Here is a 25,052-nt window from a genome sequence, read left to right on the forward strand (position 1 = left end):
GCTGCGCCGCGCTCAGCCCATGGCGCTCAGATCTCGCAGCGCTTCGATCGTCTCGCGAAGTTCCGCGCGTAGCACGTCCATGAGTTGGCCGGCGGGCATGGCGCGGGCGAGCGGCGCCGCCTGGCCGGCCCATTGCGCGGCGTAGTCGCTGTTGCCCTTGGCTTTCGCTGCGGCGTTGAGGGCCTTGCCCGCATCGTAGGTGACGGGATAGGCGGGCAGCATCGGGCGGTCCGCCGTTTGCTCCAGCGCATACAGACGGTTCACAAAGCCGCGCGCCGGGCGTCCGGAGATCGCGCGGATCAAGGCGGTGCGCGGCGGATTCTGCCCGGTCAGCCGTTCGCGATAGGCGGCGTCCGCCGCCGATTCCGGACAGGCGACGAAGGCGGTGCCGAGTTGTGCCGCCTGCGCGCCGAGCGCAAGCACTGCCGCGATACCCGCGCCGTCCATGATGCCGCCTGCGGCAATCACCGGCACCGATGTGTGCGTGACGATCAGGCGCACGAGCGCCAGCGTACCCAGTTGCTCGTCGTCGGTCGGCACACGGTCGCCAAGATCTTCGAAGCGGCCACGGTGACCGCCTGCCTCATACCCCTGCGCGACGATGACGTCGACCCCGGCCGCCTCGACAGCCTTGGCTTCGGCCAGATTCGTCGCCGAGGCGAACAGCATGATGCCTGCGGCGTGCAGCGCGTCGATCTTTTCCTGCGGTGGCAGCCCGAAGTGGAAGCTGACCACCGCCGGACGCTCTTCCAACAACATGGCGAACATCGCGTCGTCGGCCACAAAGCTCTTGTAGATCTCGCTCAGCGTAGCCGGCGGTGCGGCGTCGAAACGCGCAAACTCCGGGGCGAGATAGGCCAGCCAGGCGGCGTCGCGCGCGGCGTCGAGCGTGGCGGGCGCGTGACAGAACACATTCACGTTGAACGGCTTGCGGGTCAGCGCACGCGTGTCCTGAATGGACTTGCGGGCGGCCTCGACATTCATCGCGGCGACGCCTATCGAGCCGAGCCCGCCGGCGTTGGAGACGATCGCGGCGAGCGCTGGCGTGGACGTGCCCGCCATGGGGGCCTGAACGATCGGCGTGAGCAGACCGAGTCGTTCCATGAGCGCGCGATGGCGGGATTGGGAGGCAGTGGAGCTAGGCATGTCGATCTGCACCTTTGCGTGTTCGGAGGGGGAACCGTGGCAGTCACAGCAGGCCGTCAATTCACTATGGCATACACTCGGTGCGGGAAAAGATATCACTTAAATGCATCTTTATGTCGGCTACCCCCAGAATTGGCAGGGGCACTTCGCCGTGGGCGGTGGCGTCAGGCTTTCGCCCGGGGCGTTTCATCGGGCACGCCGGGCGGGTTGTCCGTCCCCATCAGGTCGGCGGCGCGTGAGCGCTGCATGTCTGAGCGCCGGAAGTAGCCGACGACAGTCGCCACGCTGGTGTGTCCCGTCATCGACATGGTCTCGGCCAATGGGACTTGTTGAAGCGCGGCTTCGGTGACGAAGCCGGCGCGTAGCGAGTGCGCGGAGAAGTTGCCGTCGAGGCCGGCGAGCGCGCATCGCTCGCGCACGATGTCGCGCACCGCGGCCTCCGAGAGGGGGTCGCCCAGATGGCCGCCGCGCCGCACGCGGCGAAAGATCGGACCTTGCGCAATGCCGGCTGACATCAGCCAATCCGAGAGTGCTGCAGCAGCGGCCCCCGTGACCGGCTTTTCGTTCTCGGGGAGGTCTGCGCCCTGCTGATTCGTCTTCGACCAGGCCAGCGTGTAGACGTAGTGGTCGGGCCCTGTGCGCCGCACGTTTTCGCACGTCGCACGCACGACTTCGGAGCGTCTGCGACCGCCGCTCGCCCAGGCGAACAGCAGCAGCGCGCGATCGCGCTTGCCGCGCAAGGACTCGTCGCAGGTTGCCAGCATCGCGCGCAACGGTTCTCGCGTCAGTGCGTCTTTTTTCGCCGCGCGAACGCCGCGTTTCGCATAGGCGCGGCGAGTCTTTGCCAACAGTTCGCGCACTGCCGGTTCGGCACACGGATTCGGCAGGTTCCGCGACGTATGCAGCTTCGCAATGACGCTTAACCGGTGGCGCAACGTGGCGAGCGAAGGTGGCCCTGGACGCGCCTTGAGACGCTGTGCGACCAGGGCGGCGTCCAGCGCGTCAGGCATCTCGGTTCTGAGGCCGCGCTGGCTTTGATGCAGCGCATGGTCCACCACGAACTGCACGATCACGGCAGGCGGCAGTGGCGCAACGAGCGCCTCACCGTAACGCAGCCGATACCAGCCCAACCAGTACCGCATTGCCGATTGATAACTCTGGCGCGTGTTGGGCGAATCGCCTTCGCGGGCGAGCGCTTGAACGGCTTCGCGGGCATCGGCGTGAAGCCGGGTCGGATCGAGCGGCGCGGGCAGGCCGGACGCTGCGGCATCTCGAGCGACGGCGCCGGGCGTCGAGTCGCGTGCGGATACGCCCCCGGATGTAATTTTCCTACCAGACATATGATTTAATATGTAAGATGTAATAAATATAACGCATTGAAAGAATAACTCTCGGTAATCTTCCATTATCGTGGGTTATTTGGCAATGTCATCGACACTATGGAGCCATTCGTGATGACTTCCCCCCAGACATCGAAAGACGCCATGTCCACGCCGTCGCCCCGGCAGGGTGGGCGTGGTATTTCCGAGCACGACGTGTGGGCGGCGGCCGACGCGCTGTTGATGGCAGGGCAACGCCCCACCATCGAGCGCATTCGTCAGCAATTGGGGCGGGGTTCGCCCAATACCGTGAGCCCATATCTCGACGCGTGGTTTGCCGGGTTGGGGGCGCGCGTGCAGGGCGCGGCGCACCCGTCGGCCGGATGGCCGGACGGCGTGCCCATGTCGGCGCCGGTGGCGAGCGCAGCGCACGATCTCTGGAGGCTGGCGTTGCAGGAGGGGCGGGCAGCGCTCGCCGAGGAGGAGGCGGCACGGCGTGCGGTGCTGGACGCGCGCGAAGCGGCGTTGGCGGCGGATCGTGAGGCGCTGGAACAGTCGCGCGCTGTGCTTCACGAGCGCATTGCCGCTGCCGAGACGGCTGCGGCCGATGCTCGCCAGGCGAAGGAGGAGGCGCAAGCGCAGGCGCGACGTGCCGAAGCCTTGCTGATCGAGGCGCAGGCGGACGCCGTTGCGTCGCGGCAGGCGCTTAGTGTTGCGCGCGACGCCACGCAGGCGCTTCAGGATGCGCACGCGGTGCAACGCACCCAATGGGACGCCGAGCGTGCCCGGATCGGCGAGCGTGCCGAGGCGAGCGAGCGTCGCTTGATGCTGGAGCTCGATGCCGCGCGGGAATCGATCAAGGCGCTGCAACAGGCGGGCAAACAGGCGCAGCGTCAGTTGCAGGAGGCCGAGTCGGGGTTGGCGGCAATGGCCGAAGCGCAGCATGAGATGCGTGCGGCCAAGGCGCTGCAGGATGCCGTTGTCGCCCGCCTGCGCGAGCAGGTCAGTACTCAGGAAGCGCTCGCGGCGACGTATCAGTCGATGCTGGCCGCACCGCCCGCATCGTTGCCCGCGCTCGGGCGGGGCAACCTATCGGGAAGAAAGCGTCGCATGACCAGGACGGTCGCGCCGGCAGCGTCGGTGTTGCGCCGTGCACGCCGCCCATGAAGCCCTGGTCACGTCCGTATTCGATCCGTTTGCCTTTGTCACGACATGCGGCGATCGTCTGGGCGTGGCGTCGGGCAATCTCCTTCGCCCCAAGCGTGAGGCAAGTGCCAACGCAGAGCCGCTCGTAACAGCCTGGCGACGCGGTGGGCGCGGCTAGTCGGGCGTTGGCTCACCGACGGTCATCGATCGGTGGAAGCTCGGCCATTCAGTCACTCATTCAGGCACAGACGCAACCTTCGCGCGAGACGGGCCGCTTCCGCAGCGTCGGCGACGTTCGCGAAGCCAATGACGAGGCCACGCGGCGTGCGCGGCGTACGGCTGTTCGAATACCAGGTCGATAGGGGCAATACGGCAAGCCCCGCCTCGTTGGCGCGCGAGGCAACGGCGACATCGTCGACCGGCCCGTTGGGGCCGTCCGGGAATTGCACGGCGAACTGGATCCCGCCGGGGGGTAGATCGAGACGCAACCGCTCCCCGAACGCCTGCTCCAGCGCTTGCGTGATCCACACGCGTCGCTGTCCATACAGCGTTCGCATCCGCTTCACGTGTCGCGCAAAATGGCCCTGTTCCATGAAGTCGGCCACCGCGGCCTGCAACAGCGTCGGGGAGCCGGCGTTCATGCTGCATGCCACCCGCCCGACGCGCTCGACAGCCCGCTCCGGCACCACCGCGTATGCGAGCCGCAGGCCCGGAAACATCAGCTTGCTGAGCGTGCCGCAGTAAATCACCCGATCGTGCCGGTCAAGGCTCTTCAAGGCCGGCAAGGGCCTGCCCGAGTATCGAAACTCGCTGTCGTAGTCGTCCTCGATGATCCAGCGAGCAGCTTTCTCCGCCCAATCCAGCAACGCCAGGCGTCTCGCGAGCGACAGCGTGTGCCCGAGCGGACTCTGATGCGATGGCGTGACGAGCGCGAACCGTGCCTCCGGATCGATTTGTATGCCGCGTTCCACGTCGATTCCCTCATCGTCTACCGGCACCGGTACGAACTGCATGCCAGTCTCGGACAGAAAATTGCGCGCAAGCAGATAGCCGGGATCCTCGAACCACACGCGATCGTTCGCTTGCGCGAGACTGCGCAACACGAGTTCAAGCGTCGCGCGATAGCCGCCGGTCACAAATACCTGCTCGGGGACACACGCGACACCGCGCGAGAGACCGATGTAGGTGGCAATCCGCTCGCGCAGCGGCCGGTAGCCCATCGGATCAGGACAGGCGAGCATCGCGCGTTCGCCGCTGCGCACGCGCAGCGAGACGAGCCGGCTCCAGATTTTGCGCGGAAATGCGTCCAGCGCCGGAAGCCCTGGCTGCAATGGCCTCGGCTCACCGCTCATCGCAACGGTGATCGCCACCTGATGCGACATCGGTCGACCTTGAGACGCATCGGGCGACTTCGTCGAGCCGCCAGCTTCCGTGGCGGGGTGAGCGTGCGCTCGCGGGCGGCCCGTTGCGGATGTCGAAGGCACGATGCACGGCGGAAGCGAAGGAGAAACGAACGTGCCCGCCGCGCCTCGCATCTGCAGGTATCCCTCGTCGACAAGGATCGTATAGGCCAGCTCGACCGTGCCCCGTGCCGTGTTCAACTGCGCGCAGAGGCTGCGCAGTGCGGGCACGCGGTCGCCAGGGCGCAGATGCCCGGCTGCAATCGCCGTTCTGAAGCGCTCGCAAATCTGAAGGTAGATGGGCAACGGCTTGCGGCGATCGATCTCGATCGCCAATGCGGGTGTTCGCGCGGTCATGACGGTCTCGCGGGCAAGGCGCGGGAGGGGAGCATCTTGGACTAGTCATATTAACAATTCTTGACCCTTTTGATTGGGTCATGACTTGAACCATACTGTTCTCAGGCAATGCCATGGCAGGGACACGCTGACGCGATTCCACGCCCACCACGCCCCCCACGCGTTCCTCGCGTTCATTCACACAGACACATTTGGAGAAGCTGCCATGAAAATCGTGGTTATCGGTGGTTCGGGCCTGATCGGCTCACGTCTCGTTACCCTGCTCAGCGAGGCGGGCCATCAAGCGCTCGCTGCGTCGCCGCGCACGGGCGTCAACACCGTGACGGGCGAGGGGCTGAGCAAAGCGCTCATCGGTGCGGACGTGGTCGTGGATGTAACGAACGCGCCCTCCTGGGAGCCGCAGGCGGTGCTCGACTTCTTCCGCACCTCGGCGCGCAATCTGGGCAAGGCCGAGGTGGCGGCGGGCGTGCGCCATCACGTTGCGCTGTCGATCGTCGGTACCGAGCGCATGGCGGACAACGCGTACTTCACCGCCAAGGTCGCGCAGGAAGAGGCGATCGAAGCCGCCAGCGTGCCCTACACGATCGTGCGCGCCACGCAATTCATGGAGTTCATCGGCGGAATCGCGGATTTCAGCACGCAAGACGGCACCGTACGCGTGAGCGACGGCATGTTTCAGCCGATCGCCGTAGACGACATCGTGGCGATCCTTGCCCAGGTCACGCTCGCGGCGCCGCTGAACGGCACTCTCGACATCGCCGGCCCGGATCGTGCGCCGCTCGCGGAGATCGTGGCGCGCTATCTGAAAACGATGGGCGACGCGCGCCCGGTCGTGACGGATCGCAATGCAAGGTACTTTGGCGGCCACGTCGACGAACTGTCGCTGGTACCGCTCGGCGACGCGCGAATCGGGCGTATCGGTCTCGATCAATGGCTCGCGCAGGCCAAAGGCCACTGAAACCGACACCGGTCGGGCTGGGTGCGCCGCTCGGCGCCCGGCTCGCGTGACAAGACGTTCGGGCACGACAGTGCCTGTCAGGAGTGATGTTATGAAGAAGATGGTCGTCGTCGCTGTGACCTTGATCGGGGTATGTCTGACGGTTGCCCGCCCGGTCGTGGCCGCGCCCGAGGCGAGCGTGGAATCGCTGCGCGTGGAACCGTTGCCTGAGTATCCCGGCAAGGAAGCGCAGATGATTGTCGTTGAGTATCCGCCCGGTGCGGTCGACCCGGTGCACCGGCATGACGCGCATGCTTTCGTCTACGTACTCGAGGGGAGCATCGTCATGGGTGTCAAGGGCGGTAAGACGGTGACGCTCAAGGCTGGCGACACGTTCTATGAAGGGCCCAACGACATTCATACCGTTGGGCGCAATGCCAGTGATACGCAGCCGGCCAAGTTTGTCGTGTTCCTGCTCAAGAACAAAGGTGCACCGATATTGACCCCGGTGAAGTAGGCAAAACGTTCATGCTGGCGCCGGTCATGCGCCGGTGCGGTCCGCTGCGGGTCGGGCGGGTGTCCTGATGATCCATTCGCGCCTAGCGCCCGGTTGCGCCAGCATCCGGCACCCTGCACCCGGCATCCGGCATCCGTGAACGACAAATCAGGCCATCGCGGGGGTGCCTGGCATGCCGGGCATGCCGGGCATGCCGGGCAGCGAGGCGAGCAGCCGGGCGAAGGCGTCGCCCGTGAGGGGCTTGCCAAGCAGGAAGCCTTGCAGTTCGTCGCAATCGAGTGTCTTGAGCGCCTCGCGCTGTGACGCTGTCTCGACCCCTTCGGCCACCACGTCCATGTCGAGCGAATGTGCGAGCGCGATGATGGCGGAAACCACCGCGCTGCCTTCGCGGCCGCAAGTGTCCAGCCCGCTCGTGAAGAAGCGATCCATCTTCAACTGCTTGACCCGGAAGCGCTGCAAGTACGCGAGGCTTGAATAGCCTGTGCCGAAATCGTCGATGGCGACTTCGAAGCCGTGCTCGTGAAAGGCGCGAATCACTTCGATCGTGTGCTGGGCGTCGTACATCGCCACCGTCTCGGTGATTTCGAACATGAGTCGATGGCTGCCGATCCCCGCCTCACGCACGATATCCACGATGTTCTCCACGAGCGACGACTGCGCAATCTGGCGCGGTGACAGGTTGATCGCGACCTTGACCGGCGGGAGTCCTGCGGCGTCCCAATCCTTGATATGGCGGCACGTGGCGCGCACGACCCAGTAGCCGATCTGCACGATCTGGCCGGTGCGTTCCGCCACCGGAATGAAGTCGGCCGGTTGCAGTTCGCCGAAAGTGGGATGTGTCAGACGCAGCAATGCCTCGGCGCCGGCCAGCGCTTCGGTGTCGCCGCGGTATTTCGGCTGAAAATGCAGAGAAAAATGTTGTTCGTGTTCCGCGTCGTGCAATGCCTGCTGGATCTCCCACGTACGCTGGGCGGCGGCATTCATGCTGGGCTCGAAGTAGCGGTAGATGCCGCGGCCGGCGCGTTTCGCTTCGTACATGGCCGTGTCGGCGTGCTTGAGCAGCACGTCGATGCTGTCGCCATCGTCGGGGAATAGCGCCACGCCGATGCTGGGCATGACGTGCAGCGACTGGTCCCCAACGCGCAGCCCGTCGCGCATGTCGTCGAGCAGCCGTTGCGCTACGCGCCCCGCGACCGCCGCCGACGACAGGGCGCCCAACAGCACCACGAATTCGTCGCCCCCGAGCCGCGCAACCACGTCGTCGCCGTTGACGTTCTTGCGAAGGCGCTTGGCGAACGCGCGCAGGACGTCGTCACCGACGTTGTGGCCGAGCGAGTCGTTGATGGTCTTGAAACCGTCCAGATCCATGAACAGCACGGCGAAGCGGCGTTGATCGCGACGCGAGTTGATGAGCATGCGGGCGGCAGCGTCATGGAGTGCGCGGCGGTTGGGGAGATCGGTCAGTGCGTCGAATGTCGCCATTCGTGCGATTTGTGTGTTCAGTTGCAGGACGGAGTTGGCGAGGAAGCTGGTGCGCGCGTCCAGGCGTGAGACGAGCAATGTGGTGACGAGAATCAGGAAAGTGAACAGGCTGACGGTCGTGACCAGCCACTGTGAGCTGACGCCGCCGGCAGCGCCGCAGATGGCGCCCGGGGCGAAGTTGGCTGCGGCCATGCCCGTGTAGTGCATCGCCGTGATGGCCAGTCCCATGACGCCGGCGGCACCGATCCGCTTGGCCATGACGTAGCGCAGGCTGCCATCGCGCAAGGTCCAGGCAATCCACAGCGCGGCCGTTGCGGCCGCAATCGCGATCAGGATCGACGCTGCGAAAATCGCCGGATCGTACTGGATTTCCGGGTTCATCTTCATGGCGGCCATGCCGGTGTAGTGCATGGCGGCGATTCCGATACCGAGCGTGACGCCGGCGCTCGCCAGACGCCACTTCGTGAGGCGTTCGCTGGCGACCAGCCGGAGCGCCCCCCACGAGATGACGATGGCGATGCCCAGCGAGCCTGCCGTGATACCCGGCGCGTATCCGAGCGCAAGGGTGGCGTGAGTGTCCAGCGGCGACCAGGTGGGCGAGAGCGATAGCGCGAGCATGCCGATGAAGTGCATCGACCAGATACCAATGCCCATTGCGGCGGCGCCCACGGCGAGCCACGCGTGGCGCATGCCACGGTGCGTCAAGAGATAGATGCGACCCGAAAGGTCGAGTGCCGTGAACGACGCCAGCACTGCAACCGCGAGCGATAGCGCAACGAGCCAACCACTGTACGAACTGGACATAAGAAAACCGACCGAAAAGTCCCGCTTAACTGGTTATCGGCCCGAGCAGCCGATAGTTGAGGGTCGCGTCGGAATTTTACCGACAGCCCATCGCTGATTCTGTCCGGGAGGACGCGCGGGCAGCGGCCGATGCCCGCGCGCGGTGCGCCGAGTCTCAAGCGTGTCGATGCTATCGCGCCAGGGCCGCCAGCCGCGATCGGGGCGAGGGCGTGACGCCCGACGGCCTGATGCCAAGCGCTTGCGCGGGGTGCCGAGAGACGCACCCCGACCGTATCGGCGCGTGCTGCGCGCGCTTGACGCATTGGCCGTGGGAGGCGCAATGCGTAGGAATTGTCCGATGGTGCGTGGGCGTGAGGATACGGCTTTTTTATGTATGCGTCATGTCCGTTTTCCCAAATGACGTTCGAATCTTGTCTCAAGTGGTTGATTTCAATGACTGTTTCTGTGCTTGAGGTTGTGCCGACTTTGGCAAGTCGCTGCTTACCGGCGTCCGCCTACAAATCTTTCAGACTTCGCTGATGCCGCCGATGGAGTGGACTGCCTAGAATCGAAATCAACAGGCCGAGGGCCGATTGCAAAAGCATGTATCGCAGGCATGAATGGGCAGTCAGGGAGGTTGTCATGGCGAAGCGCATTCCCTCATCGCCAAAGTCGTCTGCGCAAAGCGGGGCGACGAACGGTGAGGCACAGCTGGAAAAGCACGCTTTGATGCACGAAGACGGTGACGCAGAGACGATCGGCGCGGATCCGCGGTTGGGACGCCCAGGTGGAGGTGACGCCCATGGTGGCTCCGGCGGCTCCAACGTCGCTTCCGACGTCGCTTCCAACGTCGCTTCCAACGTCGCCCCCGACGTCGGCGGCGTTGAGGTGCCGGTGAGAAGTCCATCGCAGTCGGGCCAGATCGACTGGCCTGACGGAACGATTGGGGCAGACGCTGCGCCAGCGCATTCTGAGGCGCGTGCGGTGCATTTGTCCGGTGAGGCTGAACCGGTCGCAGGGCGTCGAGGCCTCGAGGGGGACGCACCGGGGCGCGCGGGCCCACCTATTCAGGGAAGGCCGCAAGCGACGGCGCATGGCTCTGTGCAGGGCCGCTCGCGTGGCCCGTCGCCCGCCGACACTGCGTTGCGCGACGACGTTCGCAAGGCGCTGGTCGACGCGCAGGACCTCGATGTCTCGCACGTCGAGGTCACCGTCATTTCCGGGCTGGCGCTGCTCACGGGCTATGTGCCGGATCGCTGGATGCAGCATGTGGTGCAGACGGTCGTCTCGAAGGTGCCCGGTGTGAGGGGCGTCGACAATCGCTTGCACGAACGTCGCGGCAAGGCCATGAGCCGCCCGGGCGAGAGCCAGGAAGGTCACAAGATCTGACGGGCATTGACTGTCGCGAATCGCACGCCAGGCCATGCAGTCGGCCCCGGGGCGAACTGCATTCAGATGGGCCTGCCGCGCGTCGGTGGCAAGGCAGGACCATGCATCTCCGAGCGAGGGGATGTATCGCCCATGACTCCGTCGTCGCATGGGTGCTGCACGTCTGACGTGCAGGGGTGACGTCCAAGGCAGCGATGCCGTGGTTATGACGACGCATTTTCGGGAGCTCGACAATGAAGCAATCCAATCTGATCAAACTCGTGATGGCTGGCGCACTCGCAACGATCGGCGTCGCAGCGCATGCCCTTGACCAGGGCGGTATCGTCAAGGTTGCCGACGAAGGGAGTGCCAACAGCATGATGAGCGACGCGGGCCGCAAAATCGACGACTCGGCGCTGACTGCCAAGGTGAAGGCCGCGCTGCTCGCGAAGAAAGACGTGCCGTCGACCAAGGTGCACGTGAAGACGCGTCACGGCGTGGTGCATCTGACGGGTTCGGTGCCGCAGTCCGCTCAGAAGACCCTCATCGTCGACACGGTCAAGGGCGTTGAGGGCGTCGTCGACGTCAAAGACGACATCAAGGTCATGGGCAAGTAACCGCACGCTGGACACGTCGACGGCGCGCTTTCTCGTGCCTCGACTTGACATCACTGGATGATGAAGGAGCGAATCATGGCCATGCAAACCGGTCGGGGCCCTACGCCCCAGTCAGGTGCCCGCATCGTGGGTGCTACGCACAAGCTGCCCGATGGGCCGGGCCCGTCGGTGATGGCTGCCGACGCACTCGATGCCGACGACGTTGTCAACCCCGCAGGCGAGAGCCTTGGCAAGGTCAAGCACATCATGCTCGATGTGCAGCGCGGCACGGTCGCCTACGCGGTACTCTCGTTCGGCGGCTTTCTCGGCATGGGCGACAAACTGTTCGCCATTCCCTGGCATGCGTTGCAGCTCGACGTAGAAAACAAGCGCTTCATTCTGGACATCGGCAAGGACGCGCTCAAGAAGGCGCCGGGCTTCGACAAGGACCATTGGCCGAGTATGGCCGATGTGCAATGGGCCGAACAGGTGCATACGTATTACACCGTCGACCCCTACTGGCATTGAGACAGACGGGGCCTTGCGCATGTCGAATCAAACGGAAACCGTCCGGTGGACACGGGCTTCGCATCTGTATGCGCATTTGCCTGAGCCTTACGACCCAGGCAAGCCACCCGGGACACCGCCACCGAAGCATCCGCCCGGCGAGGATGAACCGACACCGATGCCCCCGCCCGACAGACCGCTGGAGCCGCCGGTCGAGGAGCCCCCGGTTCGTCCTCCCGGCAAATATGTCGTCTTTGAGCGACGCGCTCGACGGTCCATGACGGCACGGCACGCCCACGAACCTGAAGGTCGAATTGGCAAGGGAGGAAGGATATGCTTGGCACTATCTTGTTGATTGTTTTGATTCTGCTGTTGTTCGGTACGATACCCGCCTGGCCGCACAGCAGAGGGTGGGGTTACTACCCCTCTGGTGGTATCGGTTTGATCTTGCTCATCGTGGTGCTGCTGGTCATCATGGGCCGCATCTGAATCCGACGCGGCGATGCAGTGCCCGGCATGCGCCGGGCGCAACCGAGCGTCAACCGAGCTGCAACGAATGGTCCCGCGTCGTCTTGTGCGGGCGTTTGCGAGGAGAAACCACCATGCCTTATCGCCAGCCCCACGATCTACCGGCCAGTGTCAAGAATCACCTGCCGGCCCACGCGCAGGAGATCTATCTCAAGGCATTCAATTCGGCTTGGGACGAGTACCGTGAGCCCGGAAAGCGGCGCGCCGACGAATCGCGCGAGGAAGCCGCGCACAAAGTCGCATGGGCCGCAGTGAAGAAGACTTACGAGAAGGACGAACAGTCGGGACAGTGGCACGCAAAGCCGTATCTCCATTGACGTATCGATGCATCGATACATCGATACGGTGGTGCAATGGATTCCATGATCCCGTGATCCGCACGACAGGTGGGGACACAGATGCACACAGCGAATGTCGACGGTGTGCACATGTCGCCATGCCATGGGGAGTCTGAGCCTGTCGGATGGTTGATGCGCGACATTGAAGTCATGGCAATGTTGCGTTGCGGCATTCATTCTGCAGAAGTCAACGGGTTGACGTAAAATCGGCTTCCTCGAACGGGGGGGCTGCAACGATGGTTCGACATCGACAGCGTGCGGCGCCCAATACCCGTTTCCACGTCGTTACCGGCAACCTGGCCAGCGCTGCGCTGGCTGCCATGACCGAATCTCAATGAGTACCCCCCAAATCCTGTCCGCCCAGGCGACCGAAGCGTTGCCGCCGCCGTCCATTCCCATCTGGCTCTCGTTCGTGGCGCTTGCAATGGGAGGATTTGCTATTGGGACGGGCGAATTCGTCATCATGGGCTTGCTGCCCGACGTCGCGCGCGGTTTGAGTATCACCATTCCCCAAGCCGGCCATGCCATCAGTACCTATGCCCTGGGCGTCGTCGTAGGCGCGCCGCTGCTCGCCATACTCGGCGTGCGTCTGCCGCGTCGCGCGTTTCTGATCGCCCTCATGGCAATGTTTGCCGTCGGCAATCTGGCGAGCGCCCTTGCACCGAACGATGTCGCGCTGCTTGTGCTGCGTTTCCTCAGCGGTCTGCCGCACGGCACGTACTTCGGTGTTGCGGCGTTGGTCGGTGCGTCGCTGGTGCCGCCGCATCGTCGCGTGCACGCCGTGGGGCAAGTCATGCTCGGGCTGACGCTCGCCACGCTGTTCGGTGTGCCGCTTGCGGCGGGGCTTGGGCAGTGGCTTGGCTGGCGTGCTGCGTTCGTACTCGTCGGTTTCATCGGAGCGTTGACGGCCGTGATGGTCTGGCGCTGGGTGCCGGATGTGCCGGCGCCCCACGGTGCGAGTCCGTTGCGTGAGCTGAGCGCGCTGCGCAACTCGCAAGTGTGGCTTACGCTCGGCATTGGCGCGATCGGCTTCGGCGGGATGTTCGCGGTGTTCAGTTACATCAAGCCGACGCTCATGCAAGTCGCGGGCGTTCCCGAAACGTGGGTGCCGTTCTACCTGGCGCTGTTTGGCGTCGGCATGGTCGCGGGCACCGTACTGGGGCCGCGTCTGGTCGCCAGGGTGTCGCTCATGCATGCGATTGGCGGCACGCTGATCTGGTCCGCGCTGCTCCTCGGCGCCTTCACGTTCACCGCGTCGAGCCCCTGGCTTGCCGGTATCAATGTGCTCGCCATCGGCACGATCATCATCATCGGGCCGGCCTTGCAGATTCGTCTCATGGATGTGGCGGGCGACGCTCAAACACTCGCGGCGGCGCTCAATCATTCGGCGTTCAATATGGCCAACGCCGCCGGCGCATGGCTTGGCGGCGTGGCGATTTCTGCGGGTTACGGCTGGACGTCGACCGGCTGGGTGGGGGTGCTGCTGTCGTGCGCGGGCGTGCTGATGTTCCTCTGGGCGCGCCATGACGCGCACCGCAAGGCAAGATAAGCCGCCGGATCAGGCCGTCAGGGCTACGCCGCCGTTCAGGCGCTCGAGCACGGTGGCGCGTACGGCCGCTGGAGCATCGGCGAGGCGTGCGGGCCATTTGGCCTGGGCTTCGCGAACGGTCTCGCGGGCAATGGCCGTCAACCGGCTCACGCGCAGCAGGCCCGCGCCCTTGAGCAGCCCTTCGAGAGCGTGCCAGTCGAACGCCCGCAACGTCTTGTCGATGGCCCGATTTACGCCGTAGTGCGATGCAGGAACGTCGTGAAAGAAGGCCGCGACACACACGGGGTCGTACACGGGCGCCAACTGTGGCGTATGGGCGTCGGGATAGGTCAGGGCCCAGTTCTTGAGGTGCGCGTCGGTATTGCCGAGCAGGATGAAGGCGACGAGACGCCGCAGGCACTCGCGCACGTCGCGCACCGGCTGGCCCGACAACTGGTCCAGCACCCGCAGCATCGTCGCGTAGTCGATATCGAGGCCGCGCCCGTACTTGCTGCGCGGCGGATATTGCAGCACTTGTGCGAATTCCTCCATGTGCACGCGGCGTCCGTCGGGTAGCCGGTCGAAGCGCGGCACGGCGAGGATGTGTTCGAACGGTACTTCCTCGGGCAAATCGGCATCGCGCCGCGAGATGATCTCGGCTTTTGCACAATCCAGATCGAGCGCTTCGCACAGCCGGTAGCCCGTGAATTCGTTCTCCACGAGATCCGGGTGACGTGTTGTCGGCAACTTGAGAATGACGGAACCCGCTCGCCCTTGTCGCTTGACGATATAGCGCCGTCCATCCCGAATGGCCGAGAACTTCGTCACGACGCCAGGCAGCGATGCCGCATCTTCGACCGGTGTATCGACGAAGCCGGGTTCCACCATTTCCAAACCAAGCGCCGTGTGCCAGCGGTGCACAACGTCTGGTACACCGTCGCGCGCAGGGACGGGTTCGACTTCGAGCGCGCCCATCAGATCGTGACCGGCGGCGGCGAGCAGTTCGAACTCGTCGTCGGGGCTGCAGCGGCGCTCGGCGGCGAGACGTTCGCGGTTATGGCCCTCGGGCAGCATGTTCTCGAAATACACTGGCCAGCGTCCGTCGGTGCGCACGAGGCGGGCATCGTGCGGCGACGCGAGAATCTCGCGTGTGGCGGTCTCGTTGGCACCGCGAAAGGCCAGCGAAAGTACCGGCCGCCGGGCGTCGGCGATGTAATCCTCGTCGAACGACATGCGCAGGATGTCACCGTATTGCGACAGGTAGCCGATGGCGCGACGCGCCCCATCGGGCATGTGCAGATAGGCGCGCAGATACTTGATGTTCATGGGCAGGCGTCCGAGACCGCAACCGATTAGCCAGCGAGCGTTTCGACGATGGAAGGCGGGGCGGAGACGCCGCTCGGCTGTGCGAGGTATTTCCCGCCAGAGCGAAGGAAGGCTTCGACCTCCTTTCGCAGGCTGGCCGGAACGAACATCGGCTCGAAGCCAAGTGCACGCGCCATCTCGAGCACCGTGGAGATGCGCGGGTCGAGCGTGCCGGACTCCACCTTTTGCACCGTCATGCGCGACAGCCCGGCCCGATCGGCCAGTTCGGCCTGCGTCAAGTCCGCCGCCCTACGTGCCGCAACAAGAGGATCGATAAAGCTCATCACAATAAGCTTTCTTCAAAAAATGATAATTTATATTAGCATATTTTTCGACGATATTCAGTAAAAGATAACGTAAATTAGCTTTTACTGGGTGATGATATTTATAGTTATCATTATTCGTCGCGGCCGGCCGCCAGTTTGCCGCGCGTTGCTTTGACGCGCGAGCGTGCCTGCTTCGCGTCTCGGCGGCGCACCTGACTGGCCAGCGTGGGTCGGGTCGGGACCCGGCGACGGGGCGCGACGGTGGCGGCGTCGATCAGTGCCTGCAAGCGCGCAAGCGCATCGGCGCGGTTAAGTTCTTGCGAACGATGTTGTTGGGCTTTGATGACGATGACACCGTCCTGCGTGATGCGGTGATCGAGACGGGAAAGCAGGCGGAATTTGACATCGTCGGGTAATGACGAACGTATCACGTCAAAGCGCAGATGGATGGCGCTGGAGACTTTGTTGACGTTCTGGCCGCCGGCGCCCTGGGAGCGCATGGCGGTGAGTTCGACGTCTTCGGGAGCGATGAGAATGCGGCGGTTCATGGGCCAAGGATAACGTTCTCACGGTGTCGCTCACAAGCGGGGCTGAACGACGGCGCCTTGAATTGGGAGCGTAGCCGGTGCAATCCGGCCAGATTCCGACAATTCTCCGGTAGCGGCACCGCGGGGTGAAAGCGGACGGCTGGCGTCTGGCACCGCGTCACACAAGGCGCTGTCCGTGCCTTTTACAATGGGAGTGGCATATTACGGTGTGTTGCGTTATAACCTTGACATACTAAAAGTCGCCGTCCGATAGCCTTCGGTCCACCCATCGATCCAGGGCTGCGGACGCTCGCGTCGAGAAATCCAGCGCCCAGCAGGAAAACAATGATCGAACGTCCTACGTGTCCCCCTGAACCTCAGCCCGTCGCGGGCAGCGTCACCCGCAGTGCTATCTTTCTCGTCGCCACCGTGCGCGACGACGAGGCTGCCCATGCCAGCGTGAGAGGCTGGTGCGCCGACGCTGCCGCCTATGTCCGTGCCGTCGGCAAGCGCGTGCCGGCCGGTAATTTGTCGTGCGTTGTTGCCTTCAGCGACAACGCCTGGGATCGCCTGTTTGGCGATCCGCGACCGGCGGAGCTGCATCCGTTCCGCGAATTCGGCTCGGGCCAGCGTCTTGCGCCGGCGACCCCTGGCGATCTGCTGTTGCACATTCGTGCGGATCAGATGGACCTGTGTTTTGAACTGGCCACGCTCATGCTGAACAAGTTGGGCGACGCCGTGAGCGTGGTCGACGAGGTCCATGGCTTTCGCTACTTCGACATGCGCAGCATGGTCGGCTTCGTCGACGGCACCGAGAACCCGGAAGGCCGGGAGGCGCTCGGCTTCACTGTGATGGGCGACGAGGATCCCGAGTTTGCGGGCGGCAGCTTCGTCCTCGTTCAGAAGTATCTCCATGACATGACGGCCTGGAACGCGCTGCCGGTCGAGGCACAGGAACGTATCATCGGGCGCACCAAACTCTCTGACGTCGAACTCGACGAAGGCGTCAAGCCGAGCTGGTCGCACAGCGCGCTGACCACGCTAGAAGAAGACGGCAAGGAAATCAAGATCGTGCGGGACAACATGCCGTTCGGACGCCCCGGTGCTGGCGAATTCGGCACCTATTTCATCGGCTACGCCCGTTCGCCCGCGCCTATCGAGCAGATGCTCGAGAACATGTTCGTGGGCCGCCCGCCCGGCAACTACGACCGCTTGCTCGACTTCAGCAAGGCCGTGACCGGCGGGCTGTTCTTCGCGCCGTCGGCGGCACTGCTCGAAGCGCTCGCCGAGCGCGAGGCCCCGGCGGTGGCCGAATCGACGGCGCTCGCGCGCCTGATCGACGTATCGTCGACGGCAACGCCGGTGCTCGACGTCACGGCATCGTTTCCCGGTCAATCGTCGCCCACACAGCCGAGTGCCGCCCTGGCGGATGGCTCGCTACACATCGGATCGCTCAAAGGAGTTTCTCAGGCATGAATAATCTGCATCGCGAACTGGCCCCCATTTCGAGCGCCGCCTGGGCGCAGATCGAAGAAGAGGTGGCCCGCACGTTCAAGCGCACGGTCGCGGGTCGTCGCGTGGTCGACGTCAAGGGGCCGGGGGGACTCGCCCTCGCGGGCGTCGGCACGGGGCATCAAAAGGCCATCGACGCGCCGCTCGACGGCGTGGGCGCACGTCAACGGGAAGTGCTGCCGCTCGTCGCGCTGCGCGTGCCGTTCGAGCTCTCGCGCGAAGCCGTCGACGACGTCGAGCGTGGCGCAAACGACTCCGACTGGCAACCGGCGAAGGACGCTGCCATCAAGTTGGCCTACGCCGAAGACCGCGCGATTTTCGACGGTTATCAGGCCGCGCGCATCACGGGAGTGCGCGAGGGCACCTCGAACCCGGTGCTGCCGCTGCCGGGCAATATCGCAGACTATCCGACCGTGATCGCCAAGGCGCTGGAGCAATTGCGACTTGAAGGCGTCGACGGCCCGTACAGCGTGCTGCTGGGCGCGGACGCTTACACCGCCGTGATGGAAGCGAACGATCAGGGCTATCCGATTCTCGAGCACATCGGTCACATCGTGAGCGGTGAGATCATCTGGGCGCCGGCCATCGACGGCGGGTGCATCCTCTCCACCCGTGGCGGCGACTACGAGATGCACATCGGTCAAGACGTCTCGATCGGCTACCTCGACCATACGGCGACGACCGTTCGTCTGTACCTCGAAGAGACCTTCACGTTCCTGATGCTGAGCGCCGAGGCCGGTGTTTCAGTCGGTTCGGCCAAGTCAGCGGAGCGTAGAAAGAAGTCGAAGTAACGCGCATAAGCATTTGATTGTAAAGAAAAAGCGGCTGAGTGCGACGTATCGCTCTCAGCCGCTTTTTTCGTGAGATTTGCGCGATCAGTCGGCGGCGGCAGGCTGTCCGCTCTCCGGCTTCTCGATGATGACGCGACGGTTGTCGCGCGCGATGACCTTCATCGGGAGGCCGAGCGTTTCGAGCACCGTGAATTTCTGAGGATCGACCAACGCAAGTGCCTTGGGCGCTGCCATCCATACGTCGGCGAACTTGTCGAGGGTCGGAATCCAGCTATCGGGCGCTTGCGAGATGCCGAACTCGAGTTCGTCCTGCACCGCCACCATGATCATCGTATGACGCAGGTAGAACGGCATCGTGTGATCGAGCGTGCCGACGGAGTAGAACGGCGTATCCGGTCCGAGGCGATTGATTTCCGCACGCACGGCCGGCACCAGATCGATGCCCGAACTGCTGCGCCCGAACGCTTCGTGTCCCGTGCCGCCAATCATCGTAAACGCCAGCCAGGTGCCCGCAAACGCGACGAGCGCCTGCTTGGTGCTGCGCGCGCTCAGCCAGCGCGCGATGCCCAGGCCGATCAAACCGGCGAAGCTTGCCGCGTACAGGTAGTACGAGAACTTGCGGTACGCCTCCACCGGATTGCGGTTGTCCGAGTGATGCGAGAGGAAGACCAGGCATGTGACGATCGTTGCGACGAACAGCACGGCGGAGACGACGAGATGCTTGCGCAGCGACTCGCGCGAGATTCCCGCGAGGCCCAGCCCGATCAGCAGGGCGATGGCGGGTGCGACCGGCAGTACATACGAGAGCAGCTTCGAGTGCGACACCGAGAAGAAGCAGAAGATGAACACGGCCCAGACCGTGAGCATCAGCACCGGCCGGAAGCCGTTGGCTTGACGCGGGAGCGCCCGCGAAGCCGAGAAGGTGCGCGGGATCATCGACAGCCAGGGCAGGAAGCCGATGATCAGTACCGGCACGAAATACCAAAGTGCGCCCGGACGATGGTGATCCGGCTTCAGGAAGCGGTTGAAATGCTCGTTGATGAAGAAGAAGTCGAAGAACGACGGGTTACGCGCCATGACGGCCGCGAACCAGGGCACCGTCACGGCGAGCATCACGATCAGACCGCTCACGAGGTACAGGCGTTTCCACAAGGCCCAGTCGCGCGAGATCAGTGTGTAGATCACGAGGACAGCGCCCGGCAACACCACACCGATCAGCCCCTTGCTCAGGATCGACAGTCCCATCGCCGCCCAGCACAGCCACATCCAGTTGCGCGTCTGCGTCTCGGAGAGTCCGGGGCGTTGCGCGAGCAGTAGCGAGCACAGCACCAGCGCCATCATGAACGACACGCCCATATCGAGCACGTTGAAGTGCCCGAGCAGGCTCCAGAGCGGGGCGCTCGCCAGCGTGAGGGCGGCGAAGAAGCCTACGCGCGCACCGAACACACGACGCCCGGTGTAGCCGACGAGCAATACCCCGCCGAAACCGGTCAGTGCCGTCCACAGACGGGCCTGCCAGTCGCCAAGGCCGAAGATCATGAACGTCAGCGCGTTCATCCAGGTCTGGAGCGGTGGCTTCTCGAAGTACAGGTAACCGTTGTAGCGGGGTGTGACCCAGTCGCCTGTGACGAGCATTTCGCGTGCCATCTCGGCGTAGCGGCCTTCGTCGCTCGGCACCAGGTGGCGCAGGTTCAATACACCGAACCAGACCAGCGCGAACACGGCGAGTAGCCAGAGCAGGGCGGTGGTAGAGATCGGCCAGGGTTCCAACTCGGCGTCACGTTGAGGGCGTGTGGACATGAATGGGAGGCTTCCAGTCTTGATGAAGGAGGTGAAATCGTGAATCGGTTGGATGACAATCAGGCGTCGGCGCCCACGTCGGGGTTGGGCAATGTTACGCGCACGTGAAGGCCGCGCGGTGTTGTCGGGCGAGCGTCGTTCAGGCTCACCTGGCCGCCGAGACGGTCGACGATCGCCCGCACGATGGCGAGGCCCAAGCCAGTGCCTTCGCTGCCGTGATCGCGCGACTCGCGTTGGTCGCCGGCACGGTAAAACGCGTCGAATACCCGTTCGCGCTTGTCGGCGTCGATGCCCGGGCCTGAGTCGATCACGTCGATGGCCACATCGGTCCCCGTGGCCGACAGGCGCACGCAGACGGTGCCGCCCGCTGGCGTGTAGCGTACGGCATTGCCGACAAGATTGCTCAGCAGCGTGACAATATCGCGTCTCGATCCCGTCACCCGCAAGCCCGTTCGGCCGGACACGCCCGAGAGCGTATCCATCAGATCGAGCACGATCTGCTTGCGGTCGGCCAGGACGAATACGTCCTCCAGCGCTTCGTGCACGGCGGGCAGCAGCATGAGCGGGGTCGCCGCGACCGTCGGTGCACTCTGGACCCGTGCAAGCGTGAGCAGTTGTTCGAGCAGTGCGCGCGTGCGATGCAGACCGCTCTTGAGCTTGGTCAGGCGGTTGCGCGTCTCGAGATCGAGGGCCGCCGGGGCGAGCGCCCGGCCGAGGTTTTCGGACTGAATCACCAACGCGGTGACCGGCGAGCGCAATTCGTGCGCCGCATCGGCGACGAACCGGCGTTGCTCGTCGAGCGCCTTGGCCAGCCGCGCCAGCAGACGGTTGATCGACACGACGAAAGGCTCGATTTCCGTAGGCGCGCCTTGCGTGTCGAGGGCGCGCAAATCGGTATCGCGCCGAATGTCGACGTCGTCGGCCAGCCGCTGTACCGGTCGCCACGCACGGCGCACCGTCCACACGATGGCGCCGATGAGCAGCGGCACGAAGACCACGAAGGGCAGCGCGGTCCGCAGACCGCTGTTCCGGGCGATCTCGTTACGGCCTTCCGTCGGCTGCGCGACGACGATGCGCAATGTCGGCGCGATGGTGCGCACGAACGCACGCCATGTGTGGTCGCCCGTGTTGACCGTGTGAAAGCCGTCGGCCAGGGTGATCGGGAAGGTGCCGCCTAGCCGCTGCACCGTGAGGCGGTAGTCGTGGTCCTCGATCGGCAGGCCGTGCATGGCGCTGTCGGCGGCCGAGAGATTGCGGGTGTCGACGAGTGCGGCGAGTTGCAGCAGTTGGTCGTCCTGAAAGCGATAGGCCTCGCGAAAGGCGGCCGCATACGACACGAAACCCGCGACGAAGGCCAGTCCCAGCGCACAGGCCGAGAGCGTGACCACCAGTCGCGACTGCAGCGAACGCATCATGTTTTGGGCACCAGCCAGCCGGCCCCTCGGATATTGCGGATGACATCGGCGCCGAGCTTCTTGCGAATCGAGTGGATCAGAAAGTCGATCATGTTGCTCTCGATCTCTTCACCCCAGCCGTACAGACGGTGTTCCAGCGCGTCGCGCGAGAGGATCGTGCCCGGGCGCAGCATCAGTGCGTGCAGCAACGCGTATTCGCGTGCCGAGAGCACGCAACGGTTCTCGCCGTAACTCGCCTGATGGGTCGCGGGGTCGAGCGCAAGCGCGCCGTTGGTGAGCACCGGCGCGGCCACGCCCGCCTGCCGCCGGATCACGGCGCGCATGCGGGCGAGCAGCTCGCCCACTTCGAAGGGCTTCACCACGAAGTCGTCGGCGCCGAGGTCAAGGCCTTGAATGATGTCTTCTGCGCCGTCGCGCGCCGTCACGACGATGATCGGTGTGCGTCCACCCGCGCCTCGGTGCGCACGCAGCACCTCCCAGCCGTCGCGACCGGGCAGACCGAGGTCGAGCAGCATGAGGTCGTAGGCGTGCGCGGCCAAGGCCGCCAGCGCGGCGTCGCCGTCACGACACCAGTCGGCCGCGTACGAGGCGTCTTTGAGCGCCTGCATCATGGCTTCACCGATCATGGTGTCGTCTTCTACGAGCAATATCCGCATGGTTCCCCGAACGCTTTTCGGTGCGGCCGCCAAGGCGCGCACCCAGACCCTGCCAGTCACGGAGGACGGCACGGGCGCACGATAGCGCGTGAGAATTAGGAGAAACTTAGCTCGCGATAGCGTACGCCCGCGCGACTATGCCATGAAATAAGGCATTTAATCAATGACTTGGCAGGGTTTTTTAACGTAATGCCGTCGCGCGCACGCTATGGCCAGCCTCTTTGGGGAAAATGGCAAACACAAATTGAAGCCGCCGTTACGCGGCGCGGAGCGTCTTTGCGGCGGCCACCATGTTTTGCAGGGCGGGGATGACCTCCGCCCACTGGCGTGTCTTCAGACCGCAGTCCGGATTGACCCACAGTCGCTCGGCCGGAATACGCTCAGCCGCCTTGCGCATGAGCGCAACGATGTGCGCTTGCGTCGGAATATTCGGCGAGTGGATGTCGTACACTCCCGGTCCGATTTCGTTCGGGTATTGGAAGGCATCGAACGCGTCGAGCAGTTCCATCGCCGAGCGAGACGTCTCGATGGTGATGACGTCGGCATCCATCTCCGCGATGGCCGCGATGATGTCGTTGAACTCCGAATAGCACATGTGCGTGTGGATCTGCGTATCGTCCTGCACGCCGTTCGCGGTGATACGGAACGACTCGACGGCCCAGTCCAGGTAGCTCTGCCATTGCGCGCGGCGCAGCGGCAGACCTTCGCGCAGGGCCGCTTCGTCGATCTGAATGACGCGCACACCGGCGCGTTCCAGGTCCAGCACTTCGTCACGGATCGCCAGTGCCAGTTGGAAGCACGACACCGAGCGCGGCTGATCGTCGCGCACGAACGACCAGTTCAGGATCGTGACCGGGCCGGTCAGCATGCCCTTCATCGGCTTGCGGGTCAGAGACTGTGCGTACTTGATCCAATCGACGGTCATCGCATTCGGGCGGCGGATGTCGCCGAACATGATGGGCGGCTTCACACAACGCGAACCATACGACTGCACCCAGCCGAACTGGCTGAAGGCATAGCCTTCGAGCTGCTCGCCGAAATACTCCACCATGTCGTTGCGCTCGGCTTCGCCGTGCACCAGCACGTCCAGCCCCAACGCCTCCTGCTCGCGCACGCTGCGGGCGATTTCGGCTTGCATCGCGGCGACATAGCCCGCCCGATCCAGTTCGCCCGCCTTGAATTGGCTGCGGGCAGTACGGATTTCGGGTGTTTGCGGGAACGACCCGATGGTCGTGGTCGGGTAGCGCGGCAGGTTCAGCCTGACGGCTTGCTTCTCGGCGCGCGTTGCGTAGGGATTCTGCCGGCGGCCCATCGAGGCGTCGATCGCGGCAACTGCGGCTTTGACCGCCGGGTTGTGCACGCGCGGTGACGCACGACGGCTGGCGATGGCGGCGGCATTGGCGGCCAACTCGGCGCGCACGGCTTCCCGGCCTTCGTTGATGGCGCGCGCCACGACATCTACCTCCGCCAGTTTTTGCTTGGCGAAGGCCAGCCACGACTTGACTTCGGCATCGAGCTTCTGTTCGCTATCGAGATCGACCGGCACGTGCAGCAGCGAGCACGACGGTGCGACCCACAGGCGATCGCCCAGCGTCTCGGCAAGCGGCGCCAGCCAGTCGAGCAGGGCGACCAGATCCGACTTCCAAATGTTGCGGCCGTTGACCACGCCCAGCGATACGACTTTGTCGACCGGCAGTGCGTCGATCACCTTGGCGACTTCGCTGCGCGCGTTCACCGCGTCGAGATGCAGGCCGTCGACGGGCAGTCGGCAAGCCAGCGGCAGGTTCTCTTGCAACTCGCCGAAGTAGGTGGCGAGCAAACGCTTGACCGGCACGGCGGCGAGCGCGGCGTAGGCCGTCTCAAAGGCATTCTGCCATTCGGCGCTCAGTTCGGTGACGAGGATCGGCTCGTCGATCTGTACCCATTCCACGCCTTGCGCGGCGAGCGTCTCGAGAAGCTTCACGTAAACCGGCAACAGGCGCGGCAGCAGCGCCAGCTTGTCGCTGTCGTCCTTGGCCTTGCCCAGCCACAGATACGTGAGCGGACCGATGATGACCGCCTTGGCCTTCACCCCGGCGGCGCGGGCTTGGCCGAGCTGTTCGACCAGACGCGATGGGTCGAGCGCGAAGTGCGTCGCGGCGGTGAATTCCGGCACGATGTAGTGGTAGTTGGTGTCGAACCACTTGGTCATTTCCCCTGCCGCGACCCCGCCGCAGCAGCCGTCGTGTGCTTCGGCGCTCTGGGCCGACCGGCCTCGCGCAACGCGGAAGTAGTTGTCCAGCACGTCGCCGTGAAAGCCCTGCACGCGCTCGGGAAGATTGCCCAGCGTGAAGCTCATGTCCAGGACCTGGTCGTAGAACGCGAAGTCCCCGACCGGCACAAGATCCAATGCGGCTTGGTCTTGCCAGTGACGCAGCCGCAGCGAAGCACCCAGCGCCTTCAGTTCTTCGCGTGACGATTGCCCCTTCCAATACGCCTCCTGACCGAACTTCAGTTCTCGCTTCGCGCCGATGCGCGGAAATCCCAAGTTATGTGTCTTTGCCATGTTCGCTAATGACGCTCGCCGCCAGATGAATGAAAACAGTGACGACGATCATAGAGAGAACGCTTCATGAATGAAAATGGTCTTATTTTCGATTAACGATAATTTTATTCATGATCGGGCGGTGGCACACGCCGAACTTCGGTGGGTAGGGGCGGGACTACGCAGCCTTCGTGATACGCTCGTGCGACGCTGCGGTGTCTGCGTCCGCATGTGCAACTGTTTT

The 25,052-nt window shown here is 64.3% G+C and carries 22 protein-coding genes; 11 read left to right on the top strand and 11 right to left on the bottom strand.

The genetic code is table 11. From position 1 onward, the window contains the following. Nucleotides 1-12 precede the first annotated feature (12 nt). A complete protein-coding gene (locus ACE3UG_RS14320) occupies nt 13-1,146 on the bottom strand; it encodes an NAD(P)H-dependent flavin oxidoreductase (protein WP_374624946.1) in 1,134 nt (377 codons plus the stop codon). Nucleotides 1,147-1,310: 164 nt separating this feature from the next. Then, nucleotides 1,311-2,486: a site-specific integrase gene (locus ACE3UG_RS14325; protein WP_374624948.1), complete on the bottom strand. Its 1,176-nt coding sequence runs from the start codon at nt 2,484-2,486 to the stop codon at nt 1,311-1,313. Between the two features lie 114 nt (nt 2,487-2,600). Here ACE3UG_RS14325 and ACE3UG_RS14330 point away from each other — a divergent pair, with 114 nt between their 5' ends. After that, entirely contained in the window at nt 2,601-3,632 is a 1,032-nt protein-coding gene (locus ACE3UG_RS14330; protein WP_374625039.1) for a DNA-binding protein, read from the top strand. A gap of 209 nt (nt 3,633-3,841) precedes the next feature. On the opposite strand, the gene ACE3UG_RS14335 is transcribed toward ACE3UG_RS14330, so the two are convergent. Next, entirely contained in the window at nt 3,842-5,368 is a 1,527-nt protein-coding gene (locus tag ACE3UG_RS14335) for a PLP-dependent aminotransferase family protein (RefSeq protein WP_374624950.1), read from the bottom strand. 205 nt (nt 5,369-5,573) lie between these two features. Here ACE3UG_RS14335 and ACE3UG_RS14340 point away from each other — a divergent pair, with 205 nt between their 5' ends. Then, complete coding sequence (locus ACE3UG_RS14340) at nt 5,574-6,326, top strand: SDR family oxidoreductase (protein WP_374624952.1); 753 nt, start codon at nt 5,574-5,576, stop codon at nt 6,324-6,326. A 100-nt stretch (nt 6,327-6,426) separates the two neighbouring features. After that, nucleotides 6,427-6,822 (top strand): cupin domain-containing protein, encoded by a 396-nt coding sequence (locus tag ACE3UG_RS14345; protein WP_374625041.1) that lies wholly within the window; start codon nt 6,427-6,429, stop codon nt 6,820-6,822. A 147-nt stretch (nt 6,823-6,969) separates the two neighbouring features. Here ACE3UG_RS14345 and ACE3UG_RS14350 read toward each other — a convergent pair whose 3' ends face one another. Next, entirely contained in the window at nt 6,970-9,108 is a 2,139-nt protein-coding gene (locus tag ACE3UG_RS14350; protein ID WP_374624954.1) for a putative bifunctional diguanylate cyclase/phosphodiesterase, read from the bottom strand. Between the two features lie 1,122 nt (nt 9,109-10,230). Here ACE3UG_RS14350 and ACE3UG_RS14355 point away from each other — a divergent pair. The 6 genes from ACE3UG_RS14355 (at nt 10,231) to ACE3UG_RS14380 (ending at nt 13,973) form a co-directional block, all read left to right on the top strand. Continuing rightward, a complete protein-coding gene (locus ACE3UG_RS14355; RefSeq protein WP_374624956.1) occupies nt 10,231-10,476 on the top strand; it encodes a BON domain-containing protein in 246 nt (81 codons plus the stop codon). Between the two features lie 233 nt (nt 10,477-10,709). Then, nucleotides 10,710-11,072: a BON domain-containing protein gene (locus ACE3UG_RS14360; RefSeq protein WP_374624958.1), complete on the top strand. Its 363-nt coding sequence runs from the start codon at nt 10,710-10,712 to the stop codon at nt 11,070-11,072. A gap of 75 nt (nt 11,073-11,147) precedes the next feature. Further along, nucleotides 11,148-11,579, top strand: a complete 432-nt coding sequence (locus tag ACE3UG_RS14365) for a PRC-barrel domain-containing protein (RefSeq protein ID WP_374624960.1) — start codon at nt 11,148-11,150, stop codon at nt 11,577-11,579. Nucleotides 11,580-11,891: 312 nt separating this feature from the next. Then, on the top strand, nt 11,892-12,047 hold the full coding sequence (locus ACE3UG_RS14370; RefSeq protein ID WP_374624962.1) for a DUF3309 family protein: 156 nt from the start codon (nt 11,892-11,894) through the stop codon (nt 12,045-12,047). 113 nt (nt 12,048-12,160) lie between these two features. After that, the gene (locus ACE3UG_RS14375) at nt 12,161-12,403 is read left to right on the top strand and encodes a ChaB family protein (protein ID WP_374624964.1); all 243 of its coding nucleotides are present in this window, start codon (nt 12,161-12,163) and stop codon (nt 12,401-12,403) included. Between the two features lie 355 nt (nt 12,404-12,758). Then, nucleotides 12,759-13,973: an MFS transporter gene (locus ACE3UG_RS14380; RefSeq protein WP_374624966.1), complete on the top strand. Its 1,215-nt coding sequence runs from the start codon at nt 12,759-12,761 to the stop codon at nt 13,971-13,973. 9 nt (nt 13,974-13,982) lie between these two features. Here ACE3UG_RS14380 and ACE3UG_RS14385 read toward each other — a convergent pair whose 3' ends face one another. From ACE3UG_RS14385 to arfB, 3 genes are all read right to left on the bottom strand, one after another. Then, nucleotides 13,983-15,278 (bottom strand): type II toxin-antitoxin system HipA family toxin, encoded by a 1,296-nt coding sequence (locus ACE3UG_RS14385; protein WP_374624968.1) that lies wholly within the window; start codon nt 15,276-15,278, stop codon nt 13,983-13,985. 26 nt (nt 15,279-15,304) lie between these two features. Continuing rightward, nucleotides 15,305-15,601, bottom strand: coding sequence for a helix-turn-helix transcriptional regulator (locus ACE3UG_RS14390; RefSeq protein ID WP_374625043.1), 297 nt, complete (start codon nt 15,599-15,601; stop codon nt 15,305-15,307). A gap of 113 nt (nt 15,602-15,714) precedes the next feature. Next, nucleotides 15,715-16,131, bottom strand: a complete 417-nt coding sequence (gene arfB, locus ACE3UG_RS14395; protein ID WP_374624970.1) for an alternative ribosome rescue aminoacyl-tRNA hydrolase ArfB — start codon at nt 16,129-16,131, stop codon at nt 15,715-15,717. 324 nt (nt 16,132-16,455) lie between these two features. Here arfB and ACE3UG_RS14400 point away from each other — a divergent pair, with 324 nt between their 5' ends. Continuing rightward, nucleotides 16,456-17,586, top strand: a complete 1,131-nt coding sequence (locus tag ACE3UG_RS14400) for a Dyp-type peroxidase (RefSeq protein WP_374624972.1) — start codon at nt 16,456-16,458, stop codon at nt 17,584-17,586. Then, nucleotides 17,583-18,413 (top strand): family 1 encapsulin nanocompartment shell protein, encoded by an 831-nt coding sequence (locus ACE3UG_RS14405; protein ID WP_374624974.1) that lies wholly within the window; start codon nt 17,583-17,585, stop codon nt 18,411-18,413. Before ACE3UG_RS14400 ends, ACE3UG_RS14405 begins: the two co-directional genes overlap by 4 nt. 84 nt (nt 18,414-18,497) lie before the next feature. Here ACE3UG_RS14405 and ACE3UG_RS14410 read toward each other — a convergent pair whose 3' ends face one another. The 4 genes from ACE3UG_RS14410 to metE form a co-directional block, all read right to left on the bottom strand. Next, a complete protein-coding gene (locus tag ACE3UG_RS14410) occupies nt 18,498-20,213 on the bottom strand; it encodes a glycosyltransferase family 39 protein (RefSeq protein WP_374624976.1) in 1,716 nt (571 codons plus the stop codon). Between the two features lie 59 nt (nt 20,214-20,272). Then, nucleotides 20,273-21,628, bottom strand: coding sequence for a sensor histidine kinase (locus ACE3UG_RS14415; RefSeq protein ID WP_374624978.1), 1,356 nt, complete (start codon nt 21,626-21,628; stop codon nt 20,273-20,275). Then, nucleotides 21,625-22,284 (bottom strand): response regulator transcription factor, encoded by a 660-nt coding sequence (locus ACE3UG_RS14420; RefSeq protein ID WP_374624980.1) that lies wholly within the window; start codon nt 22,282-22,284, stop codon nt 21,625-21,627. The genes ACE3UG_RS14415 and ACE3UG_RS14420 overlap by 4 nt, the downstream gene beginning before the upstream one ends. 256 nt (nt 22,285-22,540) lie before the next feature. Further along, nucleotides 22,541-24,829: a 5-methyltetrahydropteroyltriglutamate--homocysteine S-methyltransferase gene (gene metE, locus ACE3UG_RS14425; RefSeq protein WP_374624982.1), complete on the bottom strand. Its 2,289-nt coding sequence runs from the start codon at nt 24,827-24,829 to the stop codon at nt 22,541-22,543. Nucleotides 24,830-25,052: the final 223 nt, after the last annotated feature.

Origin of the sequence: Pandoraea sp. (genome assembly GCF_041919235.1) — a bacterium.
In the GTDB taxonomy this organism is placed as follows: Bacteria; Pseudomonadota; Gammaproteobacteria; order Burkholderiales; family Burkholderiaceae; genus Pandoraea.

Excerpts from the sequence above, each read along its gene's own strand:
- metE (WP_374624982.1), bottom strand. The coding sequence starts at position 24,829 with ATGGCAAAGACACATAACTTGGGATTTCCGCGCATCGGCGCGAAGCGA.
- ACE3UG_RS14320 (WP_374624946.1), bottom strand. The coding sequence starts at position 1,146 with ATGCCTAGCTCCACTGCCTCCCAATCCCGCCATCGCGCGCTCATGGAA.
- ACE3UG_RS14330 (WP_374625039.1), top strand. The coding sequence starts at position 2,601 with ATGACTTCCCCCCAGACATCGAAAGACGCCATGTCCACGCCGTCGCCC.
- ACE3UG_RS14385 (WP_374624968.1), bottom strand. The coding sequence starts at position 15,278 with ATGAACATCAAGTATCTGCGCGCCTATCTGCACATGCCCGATGGGGCG.
- ACE3UG_RS14360 (WP_374624958.1), top strand. The coding sequence starts at position 10,710 with ATGAAGCAATCCAATCTGATCAAACTCGTGATGGCTGGCGCACTCGCA.
- ACE3UG_RS14335 (WP_374624950.1), bottom strand. The coding sequence starts at position 5,368 with ATGACCGCGCGAACACCCGCATTGGCGATCGAGATCGATCGCCGCAAG.
- arfB (WP_374624970.1), bottom strand. The coding sequence starts at position 16,131 with ATGAACCGCCGCATTCTCATCGCTCCCGAAGACGTCGAACTCACCGCC.
- ACE3UG_RS14405 (WP_374624974.1), top strand. The coding sequence starts at position 17,583 with ATGAATAATCTGCATCGCGAACTGGCCCCCATTTCGAGCGCCGCCTGG.
- ACE3UG_RS14345 (WP_374625041.1), top strand. The coding sequence starts at position 6,427 with ATGGTCGTCGTCGCTGTGACCTTGATCGGGGTATGTCTGACGGTTGCC.
- ACE3UG_RS14365 (WP_374624960.1), top strand. The coding sequence starts at position 11,148 with ATGGCCATGCAAACCGGTCGGGGCCCTACGCCCCAGTCAGGTGCCCGC.
- ACE3UG_RS14370 (WP_374624962.1), top strand. The coding sequence starts at position 11,892 with ATGCTTGGCACTATCTTGTTGATTGTTTTGATTCTGCTGTTGTTCGGT.
- ACE3UG_RS14410 (WP_374624976.1), bottom strand. The coding sequence starts at position 20,213 with ATGTCCACACGCCCTCAACGTGACGCCGAGTTGGAACCCTGGCCGATC.
- ACE3UG_RS14340 (WP_374624952.1), top strand. The coding sequence starts at position 5,574 with ATGAAAATCGTGGTTATCGGTGGTTCGGGCCTGATCGGCTCACGTCTC.
- ACE3UG_RS14420 (WP_374624980.1), bottom strand. The coding sequence starts at position 22,284 with ATGCGGATATTGCTCGTAGAAGACGACACCATGATCGGTGAAGCCATG.
- ACE3UG_RS14350 (WP_374624954.1), bottom strand. The coding sequence starts at position 9,108 with ATGTCCAGTTCGTACAGTGGTTGGCTCGTTGCGCTATCGCTCGCGGTT.
- ACE3UG_RS14375 (WP_374624964.1), top strand. The coding sequence starts at position 12,161 with ATGCCTTATCGCCAGCCCCACGATCTACCGGCCAGTGTCAAGAATCAC.
- ACE3UG_RS14400 (WP_374624972.1), top strand. The coding sequence starts at position 16,456 with ATGATCGAACGTCCTACGTGTCCCCCTGAACCTCAGCCCGTCGCGGGC.
- ACE3UG_RS14325 (WP_374624948.1), bottom strand. The coding sequence starts at position 2,486 with ATGTCTGGTAGGAAAATTACATCCGGGGGCGTATCCGCACGCGACTCG.
- ACE3UG_RS14415 (WP_374624978.1), bottom strand. The coding sequence starts at position 21,628 with ATGATGCGTTCGCTGCAGTCGCGACTGGTGGTCACGCTCTCGGCCTGT.
- ACE3UG_RS14390 (WP_374625043.1), bottom strand. The coding sequence starts at position 15,601 with ATGAGCTTTATCGATCCTCTTGTTGCGGCACGTAGGGCGGCGGACTTG.
- ACE3UG_RS14380 (WP_374624966.1), top strand. The coding sequence starts at position 12,759 with ATGAGTACCCCCCAAATCCTGTCCGCCCAGGCGACCGAAGCGTTGCCG.